General features: G+C 66.1%; 14 protein-coding genes. 8 read left to right on the forward strand and 6 right to left on the reverse strand.

Annotation, left to right across the window (positions count from 1 at the left end):
* The first annotated feature begins 174 nt into the window (after positions 1 to 174).
* Complete coding sequence (locus tag KLK06_RS01145; protein WP_214633363.1) at positions 175 to 8,064, forward strand: LamG-like jellyroll fold domain-containing protein; 7,890 nt, start codon at positions 175 to 177, stop codon at positions 8,062 to 8,064.
* A 91-nt stretch (positions 8,065 to 8,155) separates the two neighbouring features.
* On the forward strand, positions 8,156 to 8,902 hold the full coding sequence (locus KLK06_RS01150; protein WP_214633364.1) for a barstar family protein: 747 nt from the start codon (positions 8,156 to 8,158) through the stop codon (positions 8,900 to 8,902).
* 781 nt (positions 8,903 to 9,683) lie between these two features.
* On the opposite strand, the gene KLK06_RS01155 is transcribed toward KLK06_RS01150, so the two are convergent.
* Positions 9,684 to 10,457, reverse strand: coding sequence for a transposase family protein (locus KLK06_RS01155; protein ID WP_214633365.1), 774 nt, complete (start codon positions 10,455 to 10,457; stop codon positions 9,684 to 9,686).
* Positions 10,458 to 10,977: 520 nt separating this feature from the next.
* On the reverse strand, positions 10,978 to 11,472 hold the full coding sequence (locus KLK06_RS01160) for a hypothetical protein (protein ID WP_214633366.1): 495 nt from the start codon (positions 11,470 to 11,472) through the stop codon (positions 10,978 to 10,980).
* 419 nt (positions 11,473 to 11,891) lie between these two features.
* Between KLK06_RS01160 and KLK06_RS01165 the strand changes: the two genes are divergently transcribed.
* On the forward strand, positions 11,892 to 12,929 hold the full coding sequence (locus tag KLK06_RS01165; protein WP_214633367.1) for a polysaccharide deacetylase family protein: 1,038 nt from the start codon (positions 11,892 to 11,894) through the stop codon (positions 12,927 to 12,929).
* Here the strand turns inward: KLK06_RS01165 and KLK06_RS01170 are convergent.
* Complete coding sequence (locus KLK06_RS01170) at positions 12,904 to 14,040, reverse strand: trans-acting enoyl reductase family protein (RefSeq protein WP_214633368.1); 1,137 nt, start codon at positions 14,038 to 14,040, stop codon at positions 12,904 to 12,906. The genes KLK06_RS01165 and KLK06_RS01170 overlap by 26 nt on opposite strands.
* A gap of 202 nt (positions 14,041 to 14,242) precedes the next feature.
* On the opposite strand from KLK06_RS01170, the gene KLK06_RS01175 reads away from it, so the two are divergent.
* Positions 14,243 to 16,204 carry a serine/threonine-protein kinase gene (locus KLK06_RS01175; RefSeq protein WP_214633369.1) on the forward strand — a complete coding sequence of 654 codons (1,962 nt, stop codon included), beginning with the start codon at positions 14,243 to 14,245 and terminating at the stop codon, positions 16,202 to 16,204.
* Positions 16,205 to 16,258: 54 nt separating this feature from the next.
* Positions 16,259 to 17,233, forward strand: a complete 975-nt coding sequence (locus KLK06_RS01180) for a malate dehydrogenase (protein ID WP_214633370.1) — start codon at positions 16,259 to 16,261, stop codon at positions 17,231 to 17,233.
* 272 nt (positions 17,234 to 17,505) lie between these two features.
* On the opposite strand, the gene galE is transcribed toward KLK06_RS01180, so the two are convergent.
* Positions 17,506 to 18,459 carry a UDP-glucose 4-epimerase GalE gene (gene galE / locus KLK06_RS01185; RefSeq protein WP_214633371.1) on the reverse strand — a complete coding sequence of 318 codons (954 nt, stop codon included), beginning with the start codon at positions 18,457 to 18,459 and terminating at the stop codon, positions 17,506 to 17,508.
* An 86-nt stretch (positions 18,460 to 18,545) separates the two neighbouring features.
* Between galE and KLK06_RS01190 the strand changes: the two genes are divergently transcribed.
* The gene (locus KLK06_RS01190; RefSeq protein WP_214633372.1) at positions 18,546 to 19,859 is read left to right on the forward strand and encodes a hemolysin family protein; all 1,314 of its coding nucleotides are present in this window, start codon (positions 18,546 to 18,548) and stop codon (positions 19,857 to 19,859) included.
* Between the two features lie 14 nt (positions 19,860 to 19,873).
* Positions 19,874 to 20,878 (forward strand): tryptophan--tRNA ligase, encoded by a 1,005-nt coding sequence (gene trpS / locus KLK06_RS01195; RefSeq protein WP_214633373.1) that lies wholly within the window; start codon positions 19,874 to 19,876, stop codon positions 20,876 to 20,878.
* 190 nt (positions 20,879 to 21,068) lie between these two features.
* Here the strand turns inward: trpS and KLK06_RS01200 are convergent, their stop codons facing one another.
* Together KLK06_RS01200 and KLK06_RS01205 are read right to left on the reverse strand one after the other, a co-directional pair.
* A complete protein-coding gene (locus tag KLK06_RS01200) occupies positions 21,069 to 21,806 on the reverse strand; it encodes an SDR family oxidoreductase (protein ID WP_214633374.1) in 738 nt (245 codons plus the stop codon).
* An 82-nt stretch (positions 21,807 to 21,888) separates the two neighbouring features.
* Complete coding sequence (locus KLK06_RS01205) at positions 21,889 to 22,395, reverse strand: MarR family winged helix-turn-helix transcriptional regulator (protein WP_214633375.1); 507 nt, start codon at positions 22,393 to 22,395, stop codon at positions 21,889 to 21,891.
* Between the two features lie 61 nt (positions 22,396 to 22,456).
* On the opposite strand from KLK06_RS01205, the gene KLK06_RS01210 reads away from it, so the two are divergent.
* On the forward strand, positions 22,457 to 23,737 hold the full coding sequence (locus KLK06_RS01210; protein WP_214633376.1) for an amidohydrolase family protein: 1,281 nt from the start codon (positions 22,457 to 22,459) through the stop codon (positions 23,735 to 23,737).
* Positions 23,738 to 23,864: the final 127 nt, after the last annotated feature.

A 23,864-nucleotide genomic window follows, 5' to 3' on the forward strand; every position in this document is an offset into this window, starting at 1 on the left:
GTCACGATTGATCACACAAATCGATCTTGTGTCCGTTTTATGTGCAGCTTACGCTCAGTCCGTTTGGGATCATGCTCCGAGCCTCACGGTCGGGGGCCTTCGGGTTCGTGCCGCTGAGCTGGGGCTTCGTCCGGCATCGTGAGGTGCCCCGCGTGGTTCGGAGTGTGACGGCGTATGCGCCGATTGCTGGCTTTGGCTCGTTCGTGTGCGGTGGCGGCCCTCGTGGTGATCATGGCTGGGGCGACGCTGGCCGTCCTTCCTCCGTCTGCGCAGGCGCTAGGGGCTAGCGAGGCGGAGCAGGCGCAGGCAATGCCCGTGACGCCGAAGCAGATGGTTGGTGAATGGGGCCTGCTGCCGACGCGCGACGTGCTCGGCACCAAGTCGGCGACGGGTCCTGTCAAGGCCACCAAGGGCGAGTGGCCCAAGGGTGCGTTGCCGCTCGAACGCCAACGCGGGGATCGGGCGCCGGCAGCGGCCGATGATGAGCGGGCGCTGCCAGGCGGGGTGGCTCGTGCCGAGAGTTTGGACGCCGCCTGCTGCTCGCCTGTGATCGAGGACATGTTCCCGTTGGATTTCGCGCTGGTCGGGACCAGGACCCCGTTGCTGGTCGTGTATGTGACCAGCGATAACGGCATCGATTACACCTTCAAGGTGTGCCGGGACGGCTCGATGCTGGCCGGGTGTTTCTCGTCCGCGGTGTTGAGCGACATCAACACCTGGCAGGTGCCCGCGGGCAAGCTGGCATGGGGCAAGCAGTACTTCTGGCGGGTGACGGCCAAGGATCGCGGCACGCTGGCGGAGACCGAGTCGGTGGTGAACTCGTTCACCACCGGAGTGAAACAGCCCGTGGTGGGTTCGCAACTGGCGGCTCGAGGCGTGAGCGGCCAGGAGTTTCAGCAACTGGACGGCAATTACACGACCACGTTCGCCGACGCGTCCGTGGCGACGGCCGGTCCGCCGCTGTCGGTCGTACGCACCTACAACACGCTGGACGCGCGCGTGGACGGGATGTTCGGCGCCGGGTGGTCCACGCGCTGGGACATGCGGATCGCCCAAGAGACGGGAGCGCTGCTGGTCACCTGGCCTACTGGTCAGGTTCTGCGTTTTGCGGCCAATGGTGACGGCACTTTCCAGTCTCCGCCGGGTATGCATGCCGCGCTGGCCGCGCAGACCGGTGGCGGCTGGCGGTTGATGGATCAGTCGTCGACGACGTATGTGTTCGATGCGGCCGGGCGGTTGCTGAAGGTGCGTGACGGTCGTGGTCGTACGCAGGATGTGGCGTACGGGACCGACGGCAAGCTGGCATCGGTGACCGCCACCGGCGGCCGGTCGTTGCGGTTCGGCTGGACGGGGAACCACGTCACCACTGTCTCGACGGATCCCGTGGATGGCGCGGCGTTGACCTGGTCGTATCAGTACGACGGAGATCGGCTGACGGCCTCGTGCTCGCCGGTGACGGCGCCGAACTGCACCACCTACGGCTACGGCAGCGGGTCGGTGTACCGGCCGCAAGCGCTCGATTCTGACCCGTACGGATATTGGCGCCTGAACGAGGCCACGGGCACCGAGGCGGCCGGCCTCGGCTGGGGCGCGGGCCCGGCGACCTATAACGACCCCACACTGCGGCAGCCTGGCGCGCTGGCCGGAACCGCTGACGCCTCGGTCGGTTTCACCTTCGGCGGCCTGGCGACCGGTGGCATCCAGCTGAAGCCCAACGTGGTCGGCAGGCTGGCGGGACAGGCTTCGGTGGAGGTGTGGTTCAAGACCACGCAACCCGGCGTGATCTTCTCCGCCGGCGAGATGGGAAGCTCATCTTCGGCGATCTACGTTGGCACCGATGGCAAGCTGCGTGCGCAATTCCGAGCGCTCGGTGGGGATGTGGACGACTGGTACACGCCGATCACCACCGCGGCCACGGTGAACAACGGCCAGTGGCACCACGTGGTCCTGACAGCCGAAAACGGAACCGACCGGCTGTATCTGGATGGACAGTCGGTGGGCGTGCTGCAGTCCACGCGGGAGGAATCATGGCAGCCGGCGGCGCAGTTCGCCGGCGGGCAGCTCGGTTTCCGCTGGCCCTCTGAGAGCAGCGGTTTCCGCGGCCAGCTGGATGAGGCGGCGATCTACGACCGGCCCTTGACGCAGGCGGAGATCCAGGCGCATTACGCAGCCCGCCTGGAGGCGCCCAACAAGCTGACGAAGACAACCTTGCCGTCCGGCCGGGTGTGGGCGGAGAACACCTACGACCCGGCGACGGACCGGATCAAGACCCACACCGACCAGCACGGCGGCACCTGGCAGATCGGTGAGCCGGTCATCGACGCGGATGAGGGAAAGTCCACCATTGAGGTGACCGACCCGAACGGCAAGAAGATCACCAGTGTGCACAGCATGTGGCGTGGCGGCCGGCTGGTCTCGGTAACCGATCAGGTCGGCGGAGAGGCCAGCTACGACTACGACACCGGCGGATTCCTGGCACAGGTGATCGACCCCAATGACAACGTCACCACGCAGGCCAACGATGAGCGGGGCAATCCGGTCAGCGGCAAGAGCTGCCGGACCACCACGCTCGACTGCCAGATCGCCTATGCCACGTACTACCTGAACAAGAACGACGAGTTCGACCCGCGTAACGACCGCATGCTGACTAATCGGGATGCCCGCTCGTCCAGTTCCACGGACAACACCTACGTCACCACCTGGGAGTATAACCAGTACGGGGAGTCAACGAAGCAGACTTCCCCCGCAACATCCGATTTCCCCAATGGCCGTTCGATCAGCATGAGCTTTACCGACGGCACTGAGTCGGCGATCGGCGGTGGGACCACTCCCGCAGGCCTGGTCGCCTCTCAGACCGATGCCAGAGGCTACGCGTGGACTTACCGGTACACGGCGGCTGGTGACTTGGCCGAGCAGACCAATCCTGAGGGCCTGCTGGTCAAGCTGACCTATGACGCCCTCGGTCGCGTCCGCGAGAAGTCCGAGGTGTCGCAGGCGAACCCGAACGGCGTGAAGACCACCTTTACCTACGACGGTGTGGGCCGTCCCTTGACGCAAACCGATCCAGGGGTGAAAAACGAGGTCTCCGGGGCCACACACACCAAGCGCACCACGCTCGCCTACGATCCGGACGGCAACAAGCTGAGCGAGACGATCGCCGACCTGACCGGCGGCGACGCCGAGCGTTCAACCGTCTACACCTACGACACGCACGGCAAGGTCGCGACCGTCACCGATCCGGGCGGCGGCGTAGCCCGTCAGGGCTGGAACACCCGGGGCCTGCTGGCGACCATGACGGACGCGCGCGGCGCGGTGATCGATTACGGCTACAGCGATCGTGGAGAGCTGACCAAGCGCACGCTGAAGGGCTGGACTGGCAGTCCCGTCAACCCGGAGCCGGCCAAGGACGTGGTACTGGAGTCATTCACCTACGACGCTGGCGGGCGGCTGGTGTCCAGGGTCGACGAGATGCTCCGCAAGACCACGTTCACGTACTTCATGGACAACCGGTTAGACCAGAAGATCGCCGACGACGTCAAGTTGAACGGCTCGACCAACACCACGGAGGACGTGGTGTTGGAGGACCACACCTACGACGCGGCGGGCAATGAGATCAAGCTGGTCACCGGCGGCGACAAGGCCATCACCACGGCCTTCGTCTACGACGCCGCCAGTGGGCTGACCTCGCAGACCTTCGACCCCGCCGGCCTGGCCCGCAAGACGGCCTTCGTCTACGACGCCAACGGCAACGTGCTCAAGACGACTCGTACCGGCACCGGATCCAGTCGCGCCGAAATCACCGAGTACGCCTACAACAAGGTCAACCAGGTCATCAAGACCACGGTGGAGAATGGTGATCAGGACCTGGTCTCCACCACTACCTATGACGATCGTGGCTTGGCCATCGCCGGCACCGACCCGCGCGGCAACGCCACCGGCGCGAACGCGGCCGACTTCACCACCACCATGCGCTACGACGCGCTCGGCCGGCTGATCGAGGCAAGCGGCCCACAGGTCAAGGTGGACGAGGCCGGCACCTCCAGCGATGCCCACCCCACCGCCCACTTCGGCTACAACACGCTCGGCACCAAGACCCACGAAACCGACGCCGAGGGCCGTACGGTCACCTCGGTCTTCGACAAGGCCGGCCGACTGACCAGCCAGAGCGCCCCCAGCTACACCCCGCCCGGCGGCACCGCCATCACCCCCACCACCGCCTATGGCTACGACACGGCCGGTCAGCTGATCACCACCACCGACCCGCGCGGCTACGTCACGACGTTCGAGTACGACAAGCTCGGCCGCCAGGTCCGCATCACCGACCCCGCCCCAGACGGCCAGACCCCAGGCCGCTCGATCATCGAGTACTACATGGACGGCGCGAAGCGGGCCACCGTCGACCCGACCGGCGCTCGCAGCGAGGCCACCTACGACGACCTGGGCCGTCAGGTCACCCAAACCCAGATCGAGCGCAAGCCCGCCGCGGCCGCCTACACCACCAACCTGACCTACAACCAGGCCGGCTTCCTCACCAAGACGGTCGCCCCCGGCAACAAGACCACCGACTACTCGCCGAATACGGCCGGGGAGGTCGAGACGCAGATCGTCGCGCAGGGCACGGCCACGGCGATCACCACCACGATGAAGTACGACCTGGCCGGCCGCCTGACCAAGAGCGCTGACGGGCGGGGCAACTCCACCACCGCTGAGTACGACCTGGCCGGCCGCAAGATCGCCGCCCAGGACCTGGAAGGCGCGACCATCCGGCGCACCACCAGCGCCGGCTACGACCCGGCCGGCAACCAGACCAGCGTCACTTCCGGCGAGGGCCATACCACCCGGCAGACCTTCGACGCGCTCAACCGCGTCACCTCACTGATCGAGCCGATCTCGGCCACTGACTCGATCACCACCGGCTTCGGCTACGACGCCACCGGCGCCCGCACCCGCCTCACCGACGGCCGCGGCAACGCCACCTGGACCACCTACAACAGCCTCGCCCTGGCCGAAACGGTCACTGAACCGGCCACCACCGCCCACCCGGACCCCGCCGACCGCACCTGGACCACCGGCTATGACGCGGCCGGCAACCCCAATGTGGTCATCCAGCCCGGCGGGGTGCGCATCGACCGCACTTTCGACCACCTCGGACGGCTCACCAAGGAGAGCGGAGCGGGCGGCGGTGCCGCCACCGCGGAGCGCACCTTCGGCTACGACCTGGCCGACCGCCCCACCACCATCGGCGACCTCACCGTCGACTACAACGACCGCACCCTGCCCCTGTCGATCAAACGCGGCACCACCCAGCTGACCGGCTACACCTACGACGGCCTCGGCAACCCCACCCAGCGCGTGGACGCCGCCGGCACCGCCACCTTCACCTGGGACGCCAACAACCGGGCCGCAACCGCCACCGACCCGGTCACCGGCCGCAAACTCACCTACGCCTACGACACGGCCAACAACCTGTCCTCGCTGACCGCCACCACCGGCACCACCACGGTCGACACCCAGATCTTCACCTATGACTACGCCGACCGGCTGGACTCCCAGACGCTGCGCAAGGGCAGCAGCACCGGCACCCAACTCGCCAAGATCACCTACGGCTGGGACAAGGACGATAACCTCACCACGAAGACCACCGCAGGCCTGGCTGGAGCGGGTACCAACACCTACGGCTACGATCACGCCGGCCGCCTCACCTCCTGGACCGCCCCCGGCGGCGCCACCACCGCCTACGAGTGGGACAAGTCCGGCAACCGCACCAAGGCCGGCACCAAGACCTACGCCTATGACGAACGCAACCGCCTCACCTCAGGCGACGGCATCACCTACACCTACACCCCGCGCGGCACGCTGGCCACGGAAACCAAAGCCGGCGCCACCACCAACTACACCTTCGACGCCTTCGACCGCCTCATCGCCGACGGCGACTCGCTGTACAGCTACGACGCCCTCGACCGCGTCAACTCGCGCATCAAGGGGGCGGCCAAGCAGAATTTCGCCTACGCCGGACTGAGCAACGACCTGGCCGCCGTGACCGACAGTAGCGGCGCCATCCAGGCCAAATACGGCCGCGACGCAGGAGGCACACTCCTCGGCCAGCAAGAGGGCACCAACCCCGCCCTGGCCACCCTGACCGACCTGCACGGCGACCTGGTCGCCACCTACAGCACCACCGCGCTGGCCACCACCACCGCATATGACCCGTTCGGCACCGTCACTGCCCAAACTGGCGTCAAGACCACCCTCGGCTACCAGGGCGAATATACCGACCCGGACACCGGCAAGGTCAACATGCACGCCCGCTGGTATCAACCCGGCACCGGTAACTTCGCCAGCCGCGACACCGCGACGCTGGATCCGAACCCGTCGGTGCAGGCTAACCGCTACACCTACGCCAACGCCTCCCCCCTCACCGGCACCGACCCCACCGGCCACTACACCACCCAAATGGACAGCTGGGGCAGCTACAACTCCGGCTATGACGGCCAAACCGTCGCCGATACCTACGCCCAACACGGAATCTTTACCGGAGATAGCGGTGGAAGCGGCGGCCAATGCATCGGAAGCTGCGGAATCGGTGGAGGCAGCGGCCCGATCGCCTGCGACATCTGGGGATGCGTCGCGGCCGACCTTTCCCGCACGGTCTCGGTCATGACCGAAGAAGAAATGAAGTGGCAGAAGGTTCTCCCCAACGGAATGGAGATATGGGACGGCTACTGGCAGTCGTCGAAGAGCACCAGAGACAAAATTGTGGCAATGGCATACGCCGACAAAGACCCACAACAGATCATGGCAAAATGGATGCAGTTGCGACTGCAGGAAGTTTCGCCAAGTGGTGGCTCAGCAGGAAAGCCTGCACTCTCTGACAGCGGGATGAGCAAGAACGGCTGCATCAAGGCGCTGGGCAGCAAAACATGCAAAGCAATACAGAAGGCGGCGCAAACGGCTCAAGATGTTAAGACTTTCTTTAAGGGTTGCATTTTCCGGGAAGCAGTTGGCACTCCAACGTGTGATCGCTTGGCTGTGGAGCTCAAACTAGCGGGCCCACTCTGGGAAAGCCTTATAGATCAGAAGGGGATTGCCTATAGCAAGAATTCGAAGAAACAGTGGTTCTGGGACATTCTAGACGGCTCCATCGACTTCTTCTTCGACGACGCTGATCGCTGTGTAGCGGGCAGTTTCTCCTCTTGTCTGCTATTTCTTTCCAACTTCATTCCAGGGGAAGCCGTAGCCGCTGGTGCCGCTAAAGCGTTAGGCAAGATAGCCACCAAAATTCCCAAAATAGAAAAGGCGGCTGAGCTTGCCGGGAAGGTATGCAAAAACAGCTTTGTGCCGGGAACCTTGGTGCTGCTGGCAGACGGGCAACGCAAACCAATTGAGGACGTCCGCGTTGGCGACAAAGTCGTAGCCGCAAATCCGTCCACCGGCGAATCGGCGACCAAGAAAGTGACAGCCCTCATAAGTGGCGCTGGCACGAAGGATCTGGTCGAGATTACTCTCAGCCCCGAAGGCTTCACGAAGACCCAAGATACATCGATAACCGCAACTGCAGGCCATCCATTCTGGATTCCATCCCTACAAAAGTGGATCGACGCAGCTGCTCTTCGCCCTGGCCAGTTGCTCCAAACATCTACAGGTACCTGGATTCAGATTGGTACTGTCAAGAGGTGGACTGCAACACGACAGGTCTACAATCTGACCGTCTCTGACATCCACACCTACTATGTCGGCGTAGGGGCGGCTGACGTCCTGGTTCACAACACCGAGTGTGCGAAGGGAAAACTGTCGAGCCTTCTGCCCCATGGTATGAACTACAAGATCGCCTCAGCGTATGACGATGTTAAGGCGGGAAGAATCGCATCGCACAACACATACGAGGGGCGTGAGCACGCATGGTGGAAAGGCGCCAAAGAGTATGCCGTGCCCGGAAGGCCAAATTCTGATAGAATCCTGGTTAAAACATTGAATAACGGCACAAAGGTATATGGATGGACGTCTACGCATTACGTAAAAATTGAACGCTTCAGTGCCCCTCATTTTCCCGATTCGGGATGGTAGTCCTAAACACTATTGGTTAACTGGTGTAGCGGTCTTCTAGGTGTTGCTACATCAGTTCGGCTACGAAGATGACATGTGCGGGTAGAATTCCATGACGCGTGCTGCGGATTTTCCGCTTTATGTAGTCCTTGAGGAAGAGTCTCGGGACGTGCTCGTTGCAGCTGAAGAGGTATTTGGCTTTTTCGTTGAGCTGCCAGAGTCGTCGCAGGAAGTGGTGTTCCAAGGAATCCACGAGGTGAGAAAAGGCAGACGGAGAACTGAAGACGCAGTCCTAGAGATTGTGAACTTTCGACGCAGGAAGATTGGTGAGTACTTCATCGGGCGGGCAGTGCTTGGCGATGTAGGCTTCGAAGCCGAAGAAGGTGCGCGTTCGAGAGTCTCGTACCGTTGCTTCGGCAATCGCTGCGAGTATCCGGAGGCTGCGGAAATCTGGAGGCGCTGGGCGTCGGATGTTGCCTTGCTAAAGGGCGAATGGATTCAACGGCCGATGAGCTACCAGGATGCCTGGCTGCATGTCGTTCAGAACTCTTGGTTTGCCTTAAAGCGCAGAGCTGCTCGCTATGGCACTGATGAGGTCGCGCATTTGGATGGCGCGCAGATTCTTACCATTCCGGGGTTTTACTGCGCGCTGGGAGAGGCGGTTAACGGCCCTGGCGGATACTTCGGGTCAAATCTCGATGCGCTTGCTGATTGTATGTCCTCGGATTACGGAGAGGGGGCACTAGTCAAGATCGTTTGGCAGGATTGCCAGGCGTCCAGAAGATCGCTGGGTGATGAATTCTTGGATTCAATTATGAATCTCATGCGAGAATTCCATGTGCAGGTCTCTATGTGTTAATTTTGATTCTCTGCGAGATGATCGTCGCATGGCCGTGAAAGGGACGTCGGGCTGCTTGCGAGGGGGCTGCACGCTCTACAGCAATCGAGAGTGGATGGTCTTTTCCTGCCAAAGAATTCATCATCGTCAACGGTCAGATGGGTGTGGCTCAGGCGCAAAATGTGGGGGTGACTGACTGGTCTGGGTTGTTTATGGCTGCAGACGATGATCTCTCGAAGGGGGTCGAGGTTGGCGCGGCTTATCGGCTGCGTTTGAGGGCCTTGGCCCTGGTCACCTTGGCCTCGCCTGCGCTGGATGAGTAGGCAGGGGGCCGTGGTGACGAAGTCCAGGAATCTGTCTCCGAACCGTCTCTCTGTGCTTAGATGCGTTTCTGCAGATCCATAGGCGTTGGGAAACTTCGGAAATTGAGCGGACACGGGAACGAGCGCGCAGAGCCTCTCAGGTAGATCCAGTCGAGTGACTTTGGCAGCGCCTTGATCGAGCGCCCACACAAGGCGCGCTTCGCCGTAACGTCCTCTGGCGCTCTGGCGCTCTGGCGCTCTCCTGGTGGCCGTCCTTGCTGTGGCGGAAGATCAAGAACTGTCTGCCGGGGCATGCCTACTCATACGTCTCGCAGCAGGACATTTCTGTCACGCGGATACGACCTCTCGGGACGTACGGTTCCCATGGTGCGTCTTGGTGACGTGAAGACTTCATCCGGCGCGCTCGAACACAAGCTCGCCGGTCACGTTGTCACGGCGTACATGCATCAAGGCAGGCCCGTACTGAATGCTTTTCATCCTCACGCTGCCTGCGCAACTCGGTGATTCTGAAGGACAGCGATGGCCTTGCACAGGTGGCCGGCCTTGCTGGGGCTGCAGCGTAGCTTGTGGAGGATCTTCCAGCTCTTCAGCTGGGCGTTCGCTCGTTCACCGGGACCCCGAAGCTTGGCGTGGGCGCGGTTGGCCTGCTTCTGGGAGTCCGGCTTGTTCTTGCCCTTGTATGGAGTGAGCACCGGACCTTCGGCCCCCTGATACGCCTTGTCGGCCAGGGTGATGACCCCGGCCGTCTCCAGCGCGCGCAGGATGCCCCAGATACGGGCGGCGCTCAGATCGTGGGCTTTGCCGGGCAGCGCTCCGGAGGTCCACAGGATCGTCCCGTTCGGTGAGGCGATGACCTGGACGTTCATTCCGTGTACACGGTGCTTGCCGGAGAAGTACGGCCGATCGGCGGCGACGCGGTCGGTGCGGATCAGGGTGCCGTCCAGCACCAGGTAATGCAGCCCGTCCCGCTTCGCCTTGCGCAGCGCCTGTCCGAGCTTTGGTGAGCGGGCCGACAACAGCGCGACCGTCTCCTCCACATACCGCCACGCGGTCGCCGTCGACACCTCGAACCCGGCCCCGAGTTCGGTGAACGTCTCGCCCTTGCGCAGGTAGACCAGCACCAGCAGCGCCTGCTGCCCCGGGTTGAGCCGCCGCCAGGCCGACCCGATCGCCTTGCGATGCCGGCGGATCACGCCGGCGACGTAGTTCAGCGTTGAACGCGACAAATCGACGGCGGCACGATAGAAAAGCATCCGAGGCCCCTGGTTGTGACGGATCTGGTTGTGGTGATCAATCCATCTACCAGGGGTTTCTTACGTCGTCAGGCGAACACCAGGCTCGCGATCATGCTGTGACCAGCAACCCGCCACCAGGGGGATGCAAAAGCCTCACTGATAGCTCGGGTGTCGCGCTGCGAGGTCAAGGCGGATACACCAGATCGTGCCCTTTGCCCCTGGCGCTGATGCCAGCAGAGCCTCAAGCAGCCTGGCGGTAGCGCGCTGGTACTCCCTGGTGACGCCACACGCTCCGCGTCTACTCCCGTTCGTGATGCCCCAGGCGTAGAAGCCATCGCCGTCCCCAAGGAGGTTTCCCTGCGGTGTGCAGGAGGAGCGTGGCGACGGCTCGACGCGCCAGCGGATCCCGGCGGCCAGCAGCGAGAGCATGTCCCGGAAAGTCATGTAGTGAAGCTATGACTCTGAGTGACCATTCTCCATGGACGGCGTGTCCTACCTGTGCTGACAGCCTCAGATGACCAGGACGCCGTGTCCTACTTCAGATGTCGAGGGTGCTGGCCAGTGACCGAATGGCCGCCGAAGGGCGCGTCTCCCTCTCTCGGATGCTCTCCACTAGCTGGCGGGCAACTGTCTGGTGGCGGAACCACACCACCGATTGAGAGCGGGCCTCCATCAGCCGTTCGGTAGCGGCGGCCAGGTGCCGGTTGTCAAGGTGCGCCTGTCCGACGTCCAGCAGGTGCCGACCGTAGGCGATGCCGGTCAGATCTCCGGGCATGATGCGCCGGGCGGCTCGTAGCGCCTTGGCTGGCTCCCGCAGCACCGTGTAGGCGTGGGTCTCCTGTGTCGCCACGGCGGCAGGGCCGAAAGAGGTGTTGTAGAGGGCGACTCGGTGGCCAAGCCGTTGGGCGCCGGCCATCGCCAGGTGGATGTAGCTGGCCACGTCACGGGCTGACCACAGCGCCACGAGCCCATGGCCCGCGTTTGAGCCGTAGCCGGGAGGGTGCCTGCCCCGGGGCTCCGTCCGAGCACTCATGATGTGATGCCCTCGCCTCGTGGTGAGCGGCGAGGGGCCTGGGCCGCGAGCGACTGCCGCACCACTGCTATTGACGGCAGCACCTCTCGCAGCATCAGGCTCGGCCCTCGGCCCTCGGCTCGGGTGGAGGTGGGCCGTCTCTGGGCCGTCCGAGGTGGCTCAACGATGACAGAAGTTGATCGGCGATGACGGCGGCGGTCCAGGTCAGCGCAACCTTCTGTCGGTGCTGTCCAGATCGGTGAGGCCGTTTGACAGTCCCTCAAGAAGAAGATGGCCTGATCTTCCTCTACGTGGAGGGCCGCCCTCGGGCGGCCCTTTCGCGTTCTCCAGAACATCTCTTGGCTGTCACAGAACGTGGTCGAGACGATTCAATGGGTAAGAGTCCCTGGTAACAGTCATAGGCGTCCCAGGGAGTTCGGATGCGATTGCGTCTTTTGAGTGGGGTGGGGCTGATCGCGGTCACGGCGGTCGTGTGCGGCTGCGGTTCGGAGCCGGCCAAGCGGCCCGTGACCACCAAGGCCGACATGGCGGCGAAGCTGCAGCAGGTCAAGGCGGCCAAAATGGCGGCCGCCGCCAAGGTGAAGGCCAACGAGCTGGGGCAGATCCCGGTGCTGATGTTCCACCGGGTCATCAAGAGCCCCGCGACCACTGACGACCGGACTCCCGAGCAGTTCAGGGGCGACCTCGAGCGCCTGGTCAAGGATGGGTACGTACCGATCACCGCCGCCGAGTTCGTCACCGGGAAGATCGACATCCCGGCGGGCAAGCACGCCGTCGTGCTGACCTTCGACGACTCCTCGCCGTCACAGCTCACGCTGGACGAGATGGGCAACCTGGCGCCGGACACCGCCATCGGCATCCTGCGCGACGTGGCGGCGAAGAATCCCGGCTTCCGGCCGGTGGCCACGATGTACGTCACCCGCGACATGTTCGGCAAGACCGAGCACGATGAGCAGGCGCAGATGCTGCTGTGGCTCAAGGACAACGGGTTCGACATCGGCAACCACACGCGTGACCACATCAACCTGCACTCCCGGTCGGAGAAGGAGGTCGAGGAGCAGATCGCCACCATCCAGACGATGATCACCTCCTTGGGCGCCGCCAAGCCGGTGACCCTGGCCCTGCCGTACGGGAACCAGCCGCACAACAAGAAGTGGGCCATGCACGGCAAGCTCGGCGATGTGGCCTACGACCACAGCGGTGTCTTCCTGGCCGGTTACACGCCCGCGCCCGCGCCGTTCAGCAAGTCCTTCGACCCGCTGGGCATCCCGCGCATCAGGGCCATGGACAAGAAGGGCGACTGCGTGCAGTTCTGCTCCGTGGCCTGGCTCGACTGGCTGAAGAGCAACCCGGACATGCGCTACACCTCGGACGGCGACCCGGCGACCGTGGCCTTCCCCAAGTTCAAGACGCCGTTCCTGCGGTCGTCCTTCAAGACGTGGGCTCTCGCGTACTGAACGTGATGCCTGCCCGGCGTAGGCGGTCGATCAGCGGGCGGCCCATCGCGGACGCGGTGGTGACCTGGCCCGCGATCTCCGGCACGTCGTCGAAGGCCAGGCATAGCGCCGACTCGCTGAGCATCTTGGCCGTCTCGTCGTAGCCGGGGTCGCCGCCCGCGACTTCGGTGACGACTCGCCGTCCGCCGCCCTCGCCGAGGAAGGTGATCTTGAACCAGTTGCGGGCCCGCTGCTCGGGGGTGGGCCCGTCGCCCGGCTTGATGCGGCCCGCCATCCAGTCGCGTACCGGGGCGATCTGCGCGAGAGCCGCTATCGTCCCCGCTCCCGCCGCCACCGCGAGCGCGGCGGGCAGGCCCTTGACGGCGTAGTACTGGCGGTAGGTGAAGTCGGGCCCGTAGCGGTCGAGCAGGCGGGCCGAGCGGCCGACGATCTGCGGGTCGAGGCTGGGCATCGGTAGCGCCCAGCCGCCGACGTAACGCAGCCCGCCGGGCAGGGAGCTGATCCGGCGGCCCGGTGTTCGCGGTTCGGCCGCGCGCCGCCGCGCCGCCGCGTCGAGGAGCTGCAGGGGGCGCGAGACGATCGTCATCGCGGAGGCCCGCGTGCCTCCGGACGCCCGCATCTCACTCCTGAGGAACCCACTGACCTTGAGCGGCACGTGCTCCGGCAACTGGCCGACCGTGAACAGCACGCCCAGGTCGTAGGGGATCGAGTCGAAGCCGCACGCGTGCACGAGCTTGGCGCCCGTCGTGGTGGCCAGCCGGTGGTAGCGGACGTACATCCGGTCCACGAACTCGGCCTCGCCGGTCAGGTCCAGATAGTGGGTGCCCGCCTCGGCGCAGGCGGCCACGAGCGGCTCTCCGTAACGGATATAGGGGCCGACGGTCGTGACGACGACGCGCGCCTCGCGGGCGATCGCGGCCAGTGAGGCGGGGTCGGTGGCGTCGGCGACCAGGATCGGAGCGTTGAGGCCGAGCCGTTCCAGCTTGGCCCGGTCCCGTCCGGCCAGTGCCCAGCGCACCTCGGGCCCGGCCGTTTTGGCGAGGTAGGCCGCGGTGAGCGCCCCGGTGAATCCGCTCGCGCCGAACAGCACGATGTCGTACGTACGGGCCATATTCCCGAGCCTCCCGGTGTTTCTCATCACTTTGCCCGATACTGTGCTTATTCGGCGTTTCTCCCGACGATGGTGATGCCGGGTGGCCATACTGCTCCTGGCGACAAACCGTGACGTCACGAACGGTTAACGGTTCCCTGAGAGCTTACTGAGCGTCGTAAAGTTTGCGTCGTTAGGCTTTGTTTGAACGTGGGGAAGATGAATGCCGCAGATCTCGCCGCTGGTCGCCGGCGACCCCGGCCAGCTGGGGTCGTTCCGGCTGGTCGGCCGGGTTGGGGAGGGCGGCCAGGGCATCGTCTACCTGGGCGTCACCGATGAAGGTGAGCAGGCGGCGATCAAGCTGCTGCATGTCAAGTTCAGCGGGGACACGATCGCCAGGTCGCGGTTCGCCAGGGAGCTGAAGGCGGCGCAGCGGGTGGCGTCCTTCTGCACGGCCCGGGTGATCGAGGCCGACCTCGACGGCGATACGCCGTACATCGCCAGCGAGTACATCGACGGGCGCGCGCTCAGGGACATCGTCGACGACGACGGCCCGCTGCGGGGGACGGCGCTCGACCGGCTGGCGATCGGGACGGCGACCGCGCTGACCGCGATCCACCACGCCTCGATCGTGCACCGCGACTTCAAGCCCGACAACGTGCTGATCGCCGCCGACGGGCCGCGCGTGGTGGACTTCGGCATCGCCAGGATCATCGATTCAAGCGGCACCATCACCAGCCGGGCCATCGGGACGCCCGCCTACATGGCCCCCGAGCAGATCGCCGGCGACGATGTCGGGCCTTATACCGACGTGTTCGCCTGGGGAGCGGTGATCGCGTTCGCGGCCACCGGGGAGACCGTGTTCGAGGGCAACTCGATCGCGGTGGTGCTCAACCGGATCCTGAACCACGAGGTCGACGTCTCCATGCTGGCCGAGCCGCTGCGCGGCGTGGTGCGGTCGGCGCTGTCCAAGTCACCCGACGACCGGCCCTCGGCCGACCAGATCCTGCTGCGGCTGCTCGGCCAGCCCGAGACGGTCGGGGCCTCCACGGCCCTGCTGACCCGGGGCGTGCAGGTGGCCAGCGATGACACCACCCCGTTCTTCAGGGTGCCGACCGGGATGGCGGGCACGGGCTCGCTGCCGAAAGCGCAGCTCATGCATCCGCCGGAGCAGTCCTCGGTGACCGGTGGCGAGCCGATCCCGTGGGCGACCGGCTCCACGCCGCCGCCCCGTGACCGGGACACCGACCTGCCCGCGCCGGCCCGGGACACCGACCTGCCCGCGCCCGCCCGGGACACGGGTCCGCCCGCGCCGCGCCGCCGCCGCGCCTGGTGGTTCGCGCTGGCCGCGGCGGCCCTGCTGATCGGCGCGACTTCGGTCGTGGCGGTGCGGAACGATTGGGCGCAGCTCGTGTTCAGCACGGGCACCTCGCCCGTTCCCGCCCCGCCCAACTCCTTCACCTCGGTGGTCGACAAGGTGGCGCAGACCAAGAAGATCGTGATCGGCGTGAAGGGCGATCTCCCCGGCGTCTCCCTGGAACGTGACGGTGGCTTCGAGGGCTTCGACATCGAGTTGGCCAAGCGCATCGCGCAGGAACTCGGCGCCAAGCAGACCCAGTTCGTCAGGATCCCCAAGACCGGGAGGGAGAGGGCGCTGGCCGACGGCACCGTGGACCTCGTGATCGCCACCTACTCCATCGACAAGAGCGACGTCGAGTTCGCCGGCCCGTACTATGTGGCCCACCACGACCTCCTGGTCAGCGATGGCAACTCGATCGACTCGATCGACGACCTCCAGGGCAAGAAGATCTGCGCCCCCAACAGCCCGTCCGTCGGGAATGTCCAGGCCCGGGTGAAGGTCCAGCTCGTCCCGGCGACCGACTACGCGCAGTGCATGGACAAGCTCAGGAGTGGCGAGGTCGACGCGGTGCCGGGCGAGGATCTCATCCTGGCCGGCTTCGCCAGCCGCGAGAACCAGCGCTTCAAGATCCTCGGCGCCAAGCTCAACGATGAGCGCTATGCCATCGGCATCAAGCACGGAGACACGAGGACCTGCAAGGCGGCCGAAGGCGTCATTACCGCCCTCTACAAGGAGGGCGTCGTCAAGAGCCTGCTGGCCCAGTATTTCCGCAACGTGGACTTCACACCCGAGCAGGACACGCCCTCGATGAACTCCTGCGGATGACGAACGGGTAGCATCCGAAAGTCAATGATTCACCCTCCGAGTTAGGGGAAGGCCATGGCCACGCCCGTCAAGGTGACCGTCACCGGAGCCGCCGGTCAGATCGGCTACGCACTGTTGTTCCGCATCGCGTCGGGGCAGCTGCTTGGCTCGAACGTCCCGGTCAAGCTCAGTCTGCTGGAGATCCCGCAGGCGGTGAAGGCAGCCGAGGGCACCGCCATGGAGCTCGACGACTGCGCGTTCCCGCTGCTGTCCGGCATCGAGATCACCGACGACCCGAACACCGCGTTCGCGGGCGCCAACGTCGCACTGCTCGTCGGCGCCATGCCGCGTAAGGCCGGGATGGAGCGCGGCGACCTGCTCGGCGCCAACGGCGGCATCTTCGGCCCGCAGGGCAAGGCGATCAACGAGCACGCCGCCGACGACATCAAGGTCTTGGTCGTGGGCAACCCGGCCAACACCAACGCGCTCATCGCCCAGCAGAACGCGCCCGACGTCCCGGCCGACCGCTTCACCGCGATGACCCGCCTCGACCACAACCGCGCGCTGTCGCAGCTCGCCGCCAAGCTCCAGGTCCCGGTCACCGAGATCAAGAACATGACCATCTGGGGCAACCACTCCGCCACCCAATACCCGGACCTCTACCACGCCGAGGTCGGCGGCAAGATCGCGGCCGAGCAGGTGGAGTCCGAGTGGCTGCGCGACACGTTCATCCCGACGGTGGCCAAGCGCGGTGCCGCCATCATCGAGGCCCGCGGCGCCTCGTCCGCCGCCTCCGCGGCCAACGCCGCGATCGACCACGTCTTTGATTGGGTCAACGGCACCGACTGGACCTCGGCCGCCGTGGTGTCGGACGGGTCCTACGGCGTCCCCGAGGGGCTCATCTCCTCGTTCCCGGTGCGGGCGGCTGGGGGCCAGTTCGAGATCATCCAGGGCCTGGAGATCGACGCGTTCTCCCGCGAGCGCATCGACGCCAGCGTGCGCGAGCTCACTGAGGAGCGCGACGCGGTGGCGTCCCTCGGCCTGATCTGAGCCGTCACTGGTCTGTCCTGACAAGGCGCGCGTCCGTTTCCGGGCGCGCGTCTTTTCTCTGGCCGCACCTGTACGATTTGCGGCTTATTTCCCTTTTGTACGCCTAAGGGCACAGAGTGATTCCCGCGGCCGGAGCCGGCGGCGAGGTGGCGAATATCACCCCTGCCGCCGCGGTGAGGCTGCCCAGTAGAACGAGGACGCCGAAGAGTACCTTCGTGACCCTTGGTGAAAAGCTCCTCACATTTCGATATCACAGCACATATCTGGACTTCCTATACCGATTTCCCGGAAAGCGCTCCCCAAGCGTCAGAGACGATGTCCCGCAGGGACGCCCGCTCGGCCTTCCAGCCCAGCTCGCGCCGGATCTTCTCGGACGACGCGACGAGCACGGCCGGGTCGCCCGCCCGGCGTGGCCCGAGGACGGTGGGGATGCCGTGCCCGGTGACCTCGCGGCAGACCGAGATCACCTCCTGAACGGAGAAGCCGGCGCCGCTGCCCAGGTTGTAGATCTGGTGCTCTCCCGGGGAGAGCGCCTCCAGCGCCAGCAGGTGGGCGACCGCCAGGTCGGCCACATGGACGTAGTCGCGCACGCACGTGCCGTCGTCCGTCGGATAGTCGGTGCCGAACACGCTGACCGACTCACGCTCGCCGGTGGCCACCTTGAACACGTTCGGGATGAGGTGGGTCTCGATGGCGTGCCGCTCGCGGTAGCGGCCGTACGCGCCGGCCACGTTGAAATACCGCAGGCTCACCGCTCCGAGGCCGTGCAGGCCCGCGTAGGCGGTCAGGGCGGTGTCCACGGCCAGCTTCGAGGCGCCGTACGGGTTCGTGGGCCGCGTCGGGTCGGTCTCCAGGATGGGGGAGCGCTCGGGCTCGCCGTACGTGGCCGCGGTCGAGGAGAACACGATCCCGCGCACGCCCTGCTCGCGCATCGCGTCGAGCAGCGCCAGCGTGCCGCCGAGGTTGTGCGACCAGTAAAGGCCGGGCTTCTCCACCGACTCGCCGACCAGCGACTTGGCCGCGAAGTGCAGCACCGCCTCGACGCCCGCCAGCGCGTCGTGGGCCTCGGTGATGGAGCCGCGGACGAAGCGCGCCCCCTCCGGCACCGCGTCCTCGTGGCCGGTCGACAGGTCGTCGAGCACGGTCACCTCGTGGCCCGACTCGACGAGCTGCGCCGCAACGACACTGCCCACGTATCCGGCGCCTCCGGTGACCAGCAACCTCATGTTTACTCCTGTGGCTATATGTTTGATTTTGTCGGGCTCAGGGTTCAGCATACGCGGGAAATCCGCCGAGTACGCTGCCAACCACCATGTTTGACACCCTCGCGGCCAATATCGCGCTGGTCCTGCTGTTCATCCTCGTCGGCGGCTTCTTCGCCGCCGCCGAGATGGCGCTGGTCTCCCTGCGGGAGAGCCAGGTGCGCAAGCTCGCCCAGAAAGGTCGCCGCGGCGAGCGGGTGGCCAAGCTCGCCCGCGATCCCAACCGCTTCCTGTCGGCGGTGCAGATCGGGGTGACCGTCGCCACCATGCTGTCGGCCGCGTTCGGCGCCGACCGGCTCGGCATGCAGTTCGTGCCCGTGCTCGAAGGGTGGAGCGTGCCCCACGCCGTCGCACCCGTACTCGGGCTGGTGCTGGTGACGCTCGCCATCTCGTACGTCTCTCTCGTGCTCGGTGAGCTGGCGCCCAAACGCCTGGCCCTGCAGCGGGCCGAGGGGCTCTCGCTGGTCGTGGCGCCCTTCCTCGACCGCATGGCCATGCTGTCGCGCCCGGTCATCTGGGCGCTGTCGAAGTCGACCGACGGCGTGGTCAGGCTGCTCGGCGGCAACCCGCAGGCCGACCGCGAGGAGGTCACCACCGAGGAACTCCGCGACATGGTCGTCGGGCACACCGACCTGACCGCCGACGAGCGCAAGCTGATCGCCGAGGTGTTCGCCGCGGGCAAGCGCCAGCTCCGCGAGGTCATGCTGCCGCGTACCGAGGTGGAGTTCATGGAGGCCGACACCACGCTGGCGGAGGCGGCGGTGCTGGCCTCGGGGCTGCCGCACTCGCGCTTTCCCGTCTATCGCGAGTCGTACGACGAGGTCATCGGGTTCGTGCACGTCAGGGACCTGCTCGACCCGGTGCTCACCGGGCGGATCGAGCCGATCAGCGAGCTGGTGCCGATCAGGCCGGTCAAGTTCGTACCGGCTTCCAAGCGCCTGCTCACCACCCTCTCGGAGATGCGCGACGAGGGCCACCACCTGGCCATCGTCGTCGACGAGTACGGCGGGACGGCCGGCATCGTCACGCTGGAGGACCTGGTCGAAGAGCTCATCGGCGACATCAGGGACGAGTACGACGTCGAGGGCGACACCGTGGTCCTCCCGGCGGGCGAGATGGAGATCGACGGCCTGACGAACCTCAACGACTTCTACGCCGAGACCGGCATCCGGTTGGCCGACGGCCCGTACGAGACGCTGGGCGGGTTCGTGATGTCCGTGCTCGGCCACGTGGCCGCCGTGGGGGAGGTGGTGGAGGTGCCCGGATTCGAACTGACCGTCACCGAACTCGACGGCCGCCGTATCGCCAGAGTGAGAGTGAAACGGCGTCCGGTCGTCGAGTCGCCGCCCGACCTGGATTCCTGACACAATTGGCTGCTATGGCCAGACCTCGTGTCCTCTCCGGCATCCAGCCCACCGCAGACTCCTTCCACCTGGGCAACTACCTGGGTGCGGTCCGCCAATGGGTGACGCTGCAGGAGACTCATGACGCCTTCTACTGCGTCGTCGACCTCCACGCGATCACCGTGCCGACGGAGCCCGCCGCGCTGCGCCGCCGCACCCGCGTGGCCGCCGCCCAGCTGTTCGCCGCCGGGCTCGACCCCGAGCGCTCGACGGTGTTCGTGCAGTCGCACGTCCGGGAGCACACCGAGCTGGCCTGGATCCTCATCTGCCTGACGGGCATGGGCGAGGCGGCCAGGATGACGCAGTTCAAGGACAAGTCCGCCAAGTTCGGGGAGAACGCGGCCAGCGTCGGGCTCTTCACCTATCCGGTGCTCCAAGCGGCCGACATCCTGCTTTATCAGGCCAACAGCGTGCCGGTCGGCGCCGACCAGAAGCAGCACCTGGAGCTCACCCGCGACCTCGCCCAGCGGTTCAACCACCGCCTCGGCGACACGTTCACCATCCCTGAGCCGTACATCCTCAAGGAGGTCGAGAAGATCACCGACCTCCAGGACCCGACGGCCAAGATGTCCAAGTCGTCCTCCAGCCCCGCGGGCATCCTCGACGTCCTGGAGCAGCCGGGGCCGCTGCGCAAGAAGGTCATGCGCGCGGTCACCGACACCGGCTCCGAGGTCCTGTTCGACGAGGACGGCAAGCCTGGCATCTCCAACCTGCTCCGCATCCTGTCCGCGCTCACGGCCACGCCGATCCCCGACCTGGTCGCGCGTTACGCCGGGCAGGGATACGGGACGTTCAAGAAGGACGTGGCGGAGGCCGTGGTGGAGGCGTTCACGCCCATCCGGGAGCGCACGGAGAAGCTGCTGGCCGACGAGGCCGAGCTGGACCGCCTGCTGGCCATCGGCGCCGAACGCGCCGGCACCGTGGCCCGCCAGACCATGGCCGAGGTCCGCGACCGCGTCGGCTTCCTGCCCAGCCTCTGATCTTCGGCAGATTTAAAGGGCAAGAGTCGGCAGATCTAAAGGCTGGGCGATCGCATGCTGGCGGGGTTCGTTCTCTACTGCGGGCCTGAGTCGTTGAGCTTCGGTGACGGGCTCTCCGGTCTCCGCTCTTTGGACGACGCGTTCTCCAGGGCAGGCGGCGCTTTCCGGTGATCAGTAGTCAAGACAGGGGTCACCAGGGGACGACGCCGCCCTCTTCGCTGAGGAAGGCGCCGGTTGTGGGCATGGTGGTGGCCTGGCGGGCGATGTGGGCGCCGCCTTCGTCGGCGGTCAGGGTGCCGCGGTGGTTGTTGAGGTCGGTGGCGCAGAAGCCTGGTGAGACCGCGTTGACCTTGATCGGGGTGTCGCGGAGTTCGTCCGCGTAGATCAGGGTGATCGCGTTCAGGGCGGCCTTGGAGGAGTTGTAGCCGAGGAGTCGGCTGTAGTCCTTGAAGGGCGAGTTCGCGTCGGTCAGGAACGCGATCGTGCCCAGGCCGCTCGACACGTTGGCGATGTGTCCGGCCGCCGACCTGCGGAGCAGCGGGAGCATCGCGTTGGTCACCGCGACGACCCCGAAGACGTTCGTCTCGTAGATCGCGCGCAGCTCCGTCAGCGGCAGCTCGCTCGGCCGGTATGGGCGGTCGCGGGTGATTCCGGCGTTGTTGATGAGGATGTCCAGGCGGCCGAACTCCGCGTCGATGTACGCCGCGGCGGCCTCGACCGTGGCGAGGTCGGTGACGTCGAGCCGGACGAACCGGGCGTCCAGTCCTTCGCCGACCAGATTCGTCTCGGCCTTCCGCCCTCTCTCCTCGTCGCGGGCGCCGAGGAGCACCACGTGCCCCTCCCGGCCGAGCTGCCGCGCGGTCGCGTAGCCGATCCCCTTGTTGGCTCCGGTGATGAGGACGATCTGCTGCTCCGTCGAGTACGTCATGACCTCAGGCTCGCGCAGGCCGCGCGGGATCGGCAGAGCACCGTTGAGCCTGGGATCGGGGATCCCACTGCCGGCCCGGTCTCTAGCGGAAGCGGCGGCGGCCCACTGCCAGGAGCACCTCCCGGAGGGCGTCCGCCGCCTGTCGTACCGCTTCCTCCGGGACGCCCGCCAGCACCTCCTCGTGCGCCTTCCCCGAGGCCTCCAGGGCGGTGTTGGCCAGGCGCAGGCCCTCGGGGGTGAGCTGGACCCACCGGCTGCGCGCGTCGCCCGTGTTGGCCGCCCGCTCCACATACCCGGACGAGGTCAGGCGCTGCAGGACGTTGCTCGTGCCGCCCGAGGTGAGGTAGAGGCTCTTCGACAGCTCGCTGGGCTTGAGGCGGTGCGGGGGGCCGGTGCGGGTCAGGGCGGCGAGGACGTCGAACTCGGCGTAGGTCAGGCCCAGGTCCGCCAGCTCGGCCTTGATCGCCGACTCGAAGAGCATGTTGAGGCGGGACATGCGCTTGCTCAGTTCGAGGCCGGCGATGAGCGACGATGACAGGCCCGAGTCCTGCCAGCGGGGGACCATCGCGTCGACCTCATCGTGCTTCATGGGATCGAGGATACTTGGCGGTATATTGCTTTCTGAAAAGCTTCTCATTAAGCTTTTCGCCATGACAACTTTGATCAGGAACGGGATCGTCGTCGACACGGAGCCGGAGCCGGTCGTACTCGGGCAGGTGGACGTACGGGTCGAGGGTGGTCTGATCGCCGAGGTGGGGCCGGATCTGCCCGAGGTGCCGGGGGCGGAGGTCATCGACGCGACCGGGATGATCGTGCTGCCCGGGTTCGTCGACAGCCACCGGCACACCTGGCAGGCGGGCATCAGGGCGATCGCGCCCGACATCACGTTCGGCGGATATCTGCAGCGCATCCTGGGCGAGCTGGCCCCCGGCTACCGGCCCGAGGACGTCTACGCGGGGAACCTGGCCGGAGCGCTGGAGTGCCTGGACGCCGGGATCACCACACTGCTCGACTGGTCGCACGTGCAGTTCACGCCCGAGCACACCGACTCCGCCGTGCGGGCACTGCGCGAGTCCGGCATCAGGGCGATCTTCGGGTACTGCCACGGCGGCCCGCGCGAGAACCTGCTGAAGGAGGGGCGCCGGGTCCATGACGAGCACTTCGGTACGGCCGGCCTGGTCAGCATGGCGATCGCCGCCCTCGGGCCGGAGATCGTCAGCGAGGAGGACGCGCTGGACGAGTGGCGGCTGGCTCGCGAGCTCGACCTGCCCGTGACCGCGCACCTCGGCGGCCACAACAGGGAGAGTGCCACCAAGGGGCTGGCGTTCCTGGCGGCCAACGGGCTGCTGGCGCCGCGGACGACGTACGTGCACGCCAACCACTACAGCGACGACCAGCTCAAGCTCATCGCCGACAGCGGTGGCGGCGTGTCCGTGTCGCCGATCGACGAGATGGCCCTGGGCATCGGCTACCCGATCAGCGGGCGGGCGCGGGCCGCCGGGATACCCACCTCGTTCAGTATCGACACTGTGACGTGCGCGCCCGGTGACATGTTCAGCCTGATGCGGACGGCGTTCGCGCTGGAGCGGGGTCGTCCCGACGGGCAGGGGCTGGGGTTCCGTGCCCGTGACGCGCTGCGGATGGCCACCATCGAGGGGGCCGAGGTGGTGGGGCTCGGTGACACCGTCGGCTCGCTGCGGGTCGGGAAGCAGGCCGACCTCGTGCTGCTGCGTACCGGCACGCTGGGCATGGCGGCCGCGCACGATCCGATCGGCGCGGTGGTGCTGAACGCCGACACCAGCGCCGTCGACACCGTCCTGGTCGCCGGGCAGGTGGTCAAGCGGGACGGGCGGCTGCTGCGCCACGACGTCACGGAGGTGCTCGCCCGACTCGCGGAATCAGCCCGCGCCGTGACCACGCCACGCTCCTGACCGCGCCACGCCCCTAGCCGCACCACGCTCCTGACCACGCCACGCCCCTAACCGCGCTTGGTCTCGCGGTTCGCGAGCCCCCGTCTCCGTGGTAGAAGAGCGGTAGCCCGGGCAGGTGCCCGGCGAC

The sequence above is a fragment of the Nonomuraea sp. NEAU-A123 genome, assembly GCF_018603905.1.
Classification (GTDB): Bacteria; Actinomycetota; Actinomycetes; order Streptosporangiales; family Streptosporangiaceae; genus Nonomuraea.

Bases quoted from the DNA above. Each gene is read 5' to 3' on its own strand.
- KLK06_RS01190 (WP_214633372.1), top strand. From the start codon at position 18,546: ATGTTTGACACCCTCGCGGCCAATATCGCGCTGGTCCTGCTGTTCATC.
- KLK06_RS01155 (WP_214633365.1), bottom strand. From the start codon at position 10,457: ATGCTTTTCTATCGTGCCGCCGTCGATTTGTCGCGTTCAACGCTGAAC.
- KLK06_RS01205 (WP_214633375.1), bottom strand. From the start codon at position 22,395: ATGAAGCACGATGAGGTCGACGCGATGGTCCCCCGCTGGCAGGACTCG.
- KLK06_RS01145 (WP_214633363.1), top strand. From the start codon at position 175: ATGCGCCGATTGCTGGCTTTGGCTCGTTCGTGTGCGGTGGCGGCCCTC.
- galE (WP_214633371.1), bottom strand. From the start codon at position 18,459: ATGAGGTTGCTGGTCACCGGAGGCGCCGGATACGTGGGCAGTGTCGTT.
- KLK06_RS01160 (WP_214633366.1), bottom strand. From the start codon at position 11,472: ATGAGTGCTCGGACGGAGCCCCGGGGCAGGCACCCTCCCGGCTACGGC.
- KLK06_RS01175 (WP_214633369.1), top strand. From the start codon at position 14,243: ATGCCGCAGATCTCGCCGCTGGTCGCCGGCGACCCCGGCCAGCTGGGG.
- KLK06_RS01170 (WP_214633368.1), bottom strand. From the start codon at position 14,040: ATGGCCCGTACGTACGACATCGTGCTGTTCGGCGCGAGCGGATTCACC.
- KLK06_RS01180 (WP_214633370.1), top strand. From the start codon at position 16,259: ATGGCCACGCCCGTCAAGGTGACCGTCACCGGAGCCGCCGGTCAGATC.
- KLK06_RS01210 (WP_214633376.1), top strand. From the start codon at position 22,457: ATGACAACTTTGATCAGGAACGGGATCGTCGTCGACACGGAGCCGGAG.
- KLK06_RS01150 (WP_214633364.1), top strand. From the start codon at position 8,156: ATGACGCGTGCTGCGGATTTTCCGCTTTATGTAGTCCTTGAGGAAGAG.
- KLK06_RS01200 (WP_214633374.1), bottom strand. From the start codon at position 21,806: ATGACGTACTCGACGGAGCAGCAGATCGTCCTCATCACCGGAGCCAAC.
- KLK06_RS01165 (WP_214633367.1), top strand. From the start codon at position 11,892: ATGCGATTGCGTCTTTTGAGTGGGGTGGGGCTGATCGCGGTCACGGCG.
- trpS (WP_214633373.1), top strand. From the start codon at position 19,874: ATGGCCAGACCTCGTGTCCTCTCCGGCATCCAGCCCACCGCAGACTCC.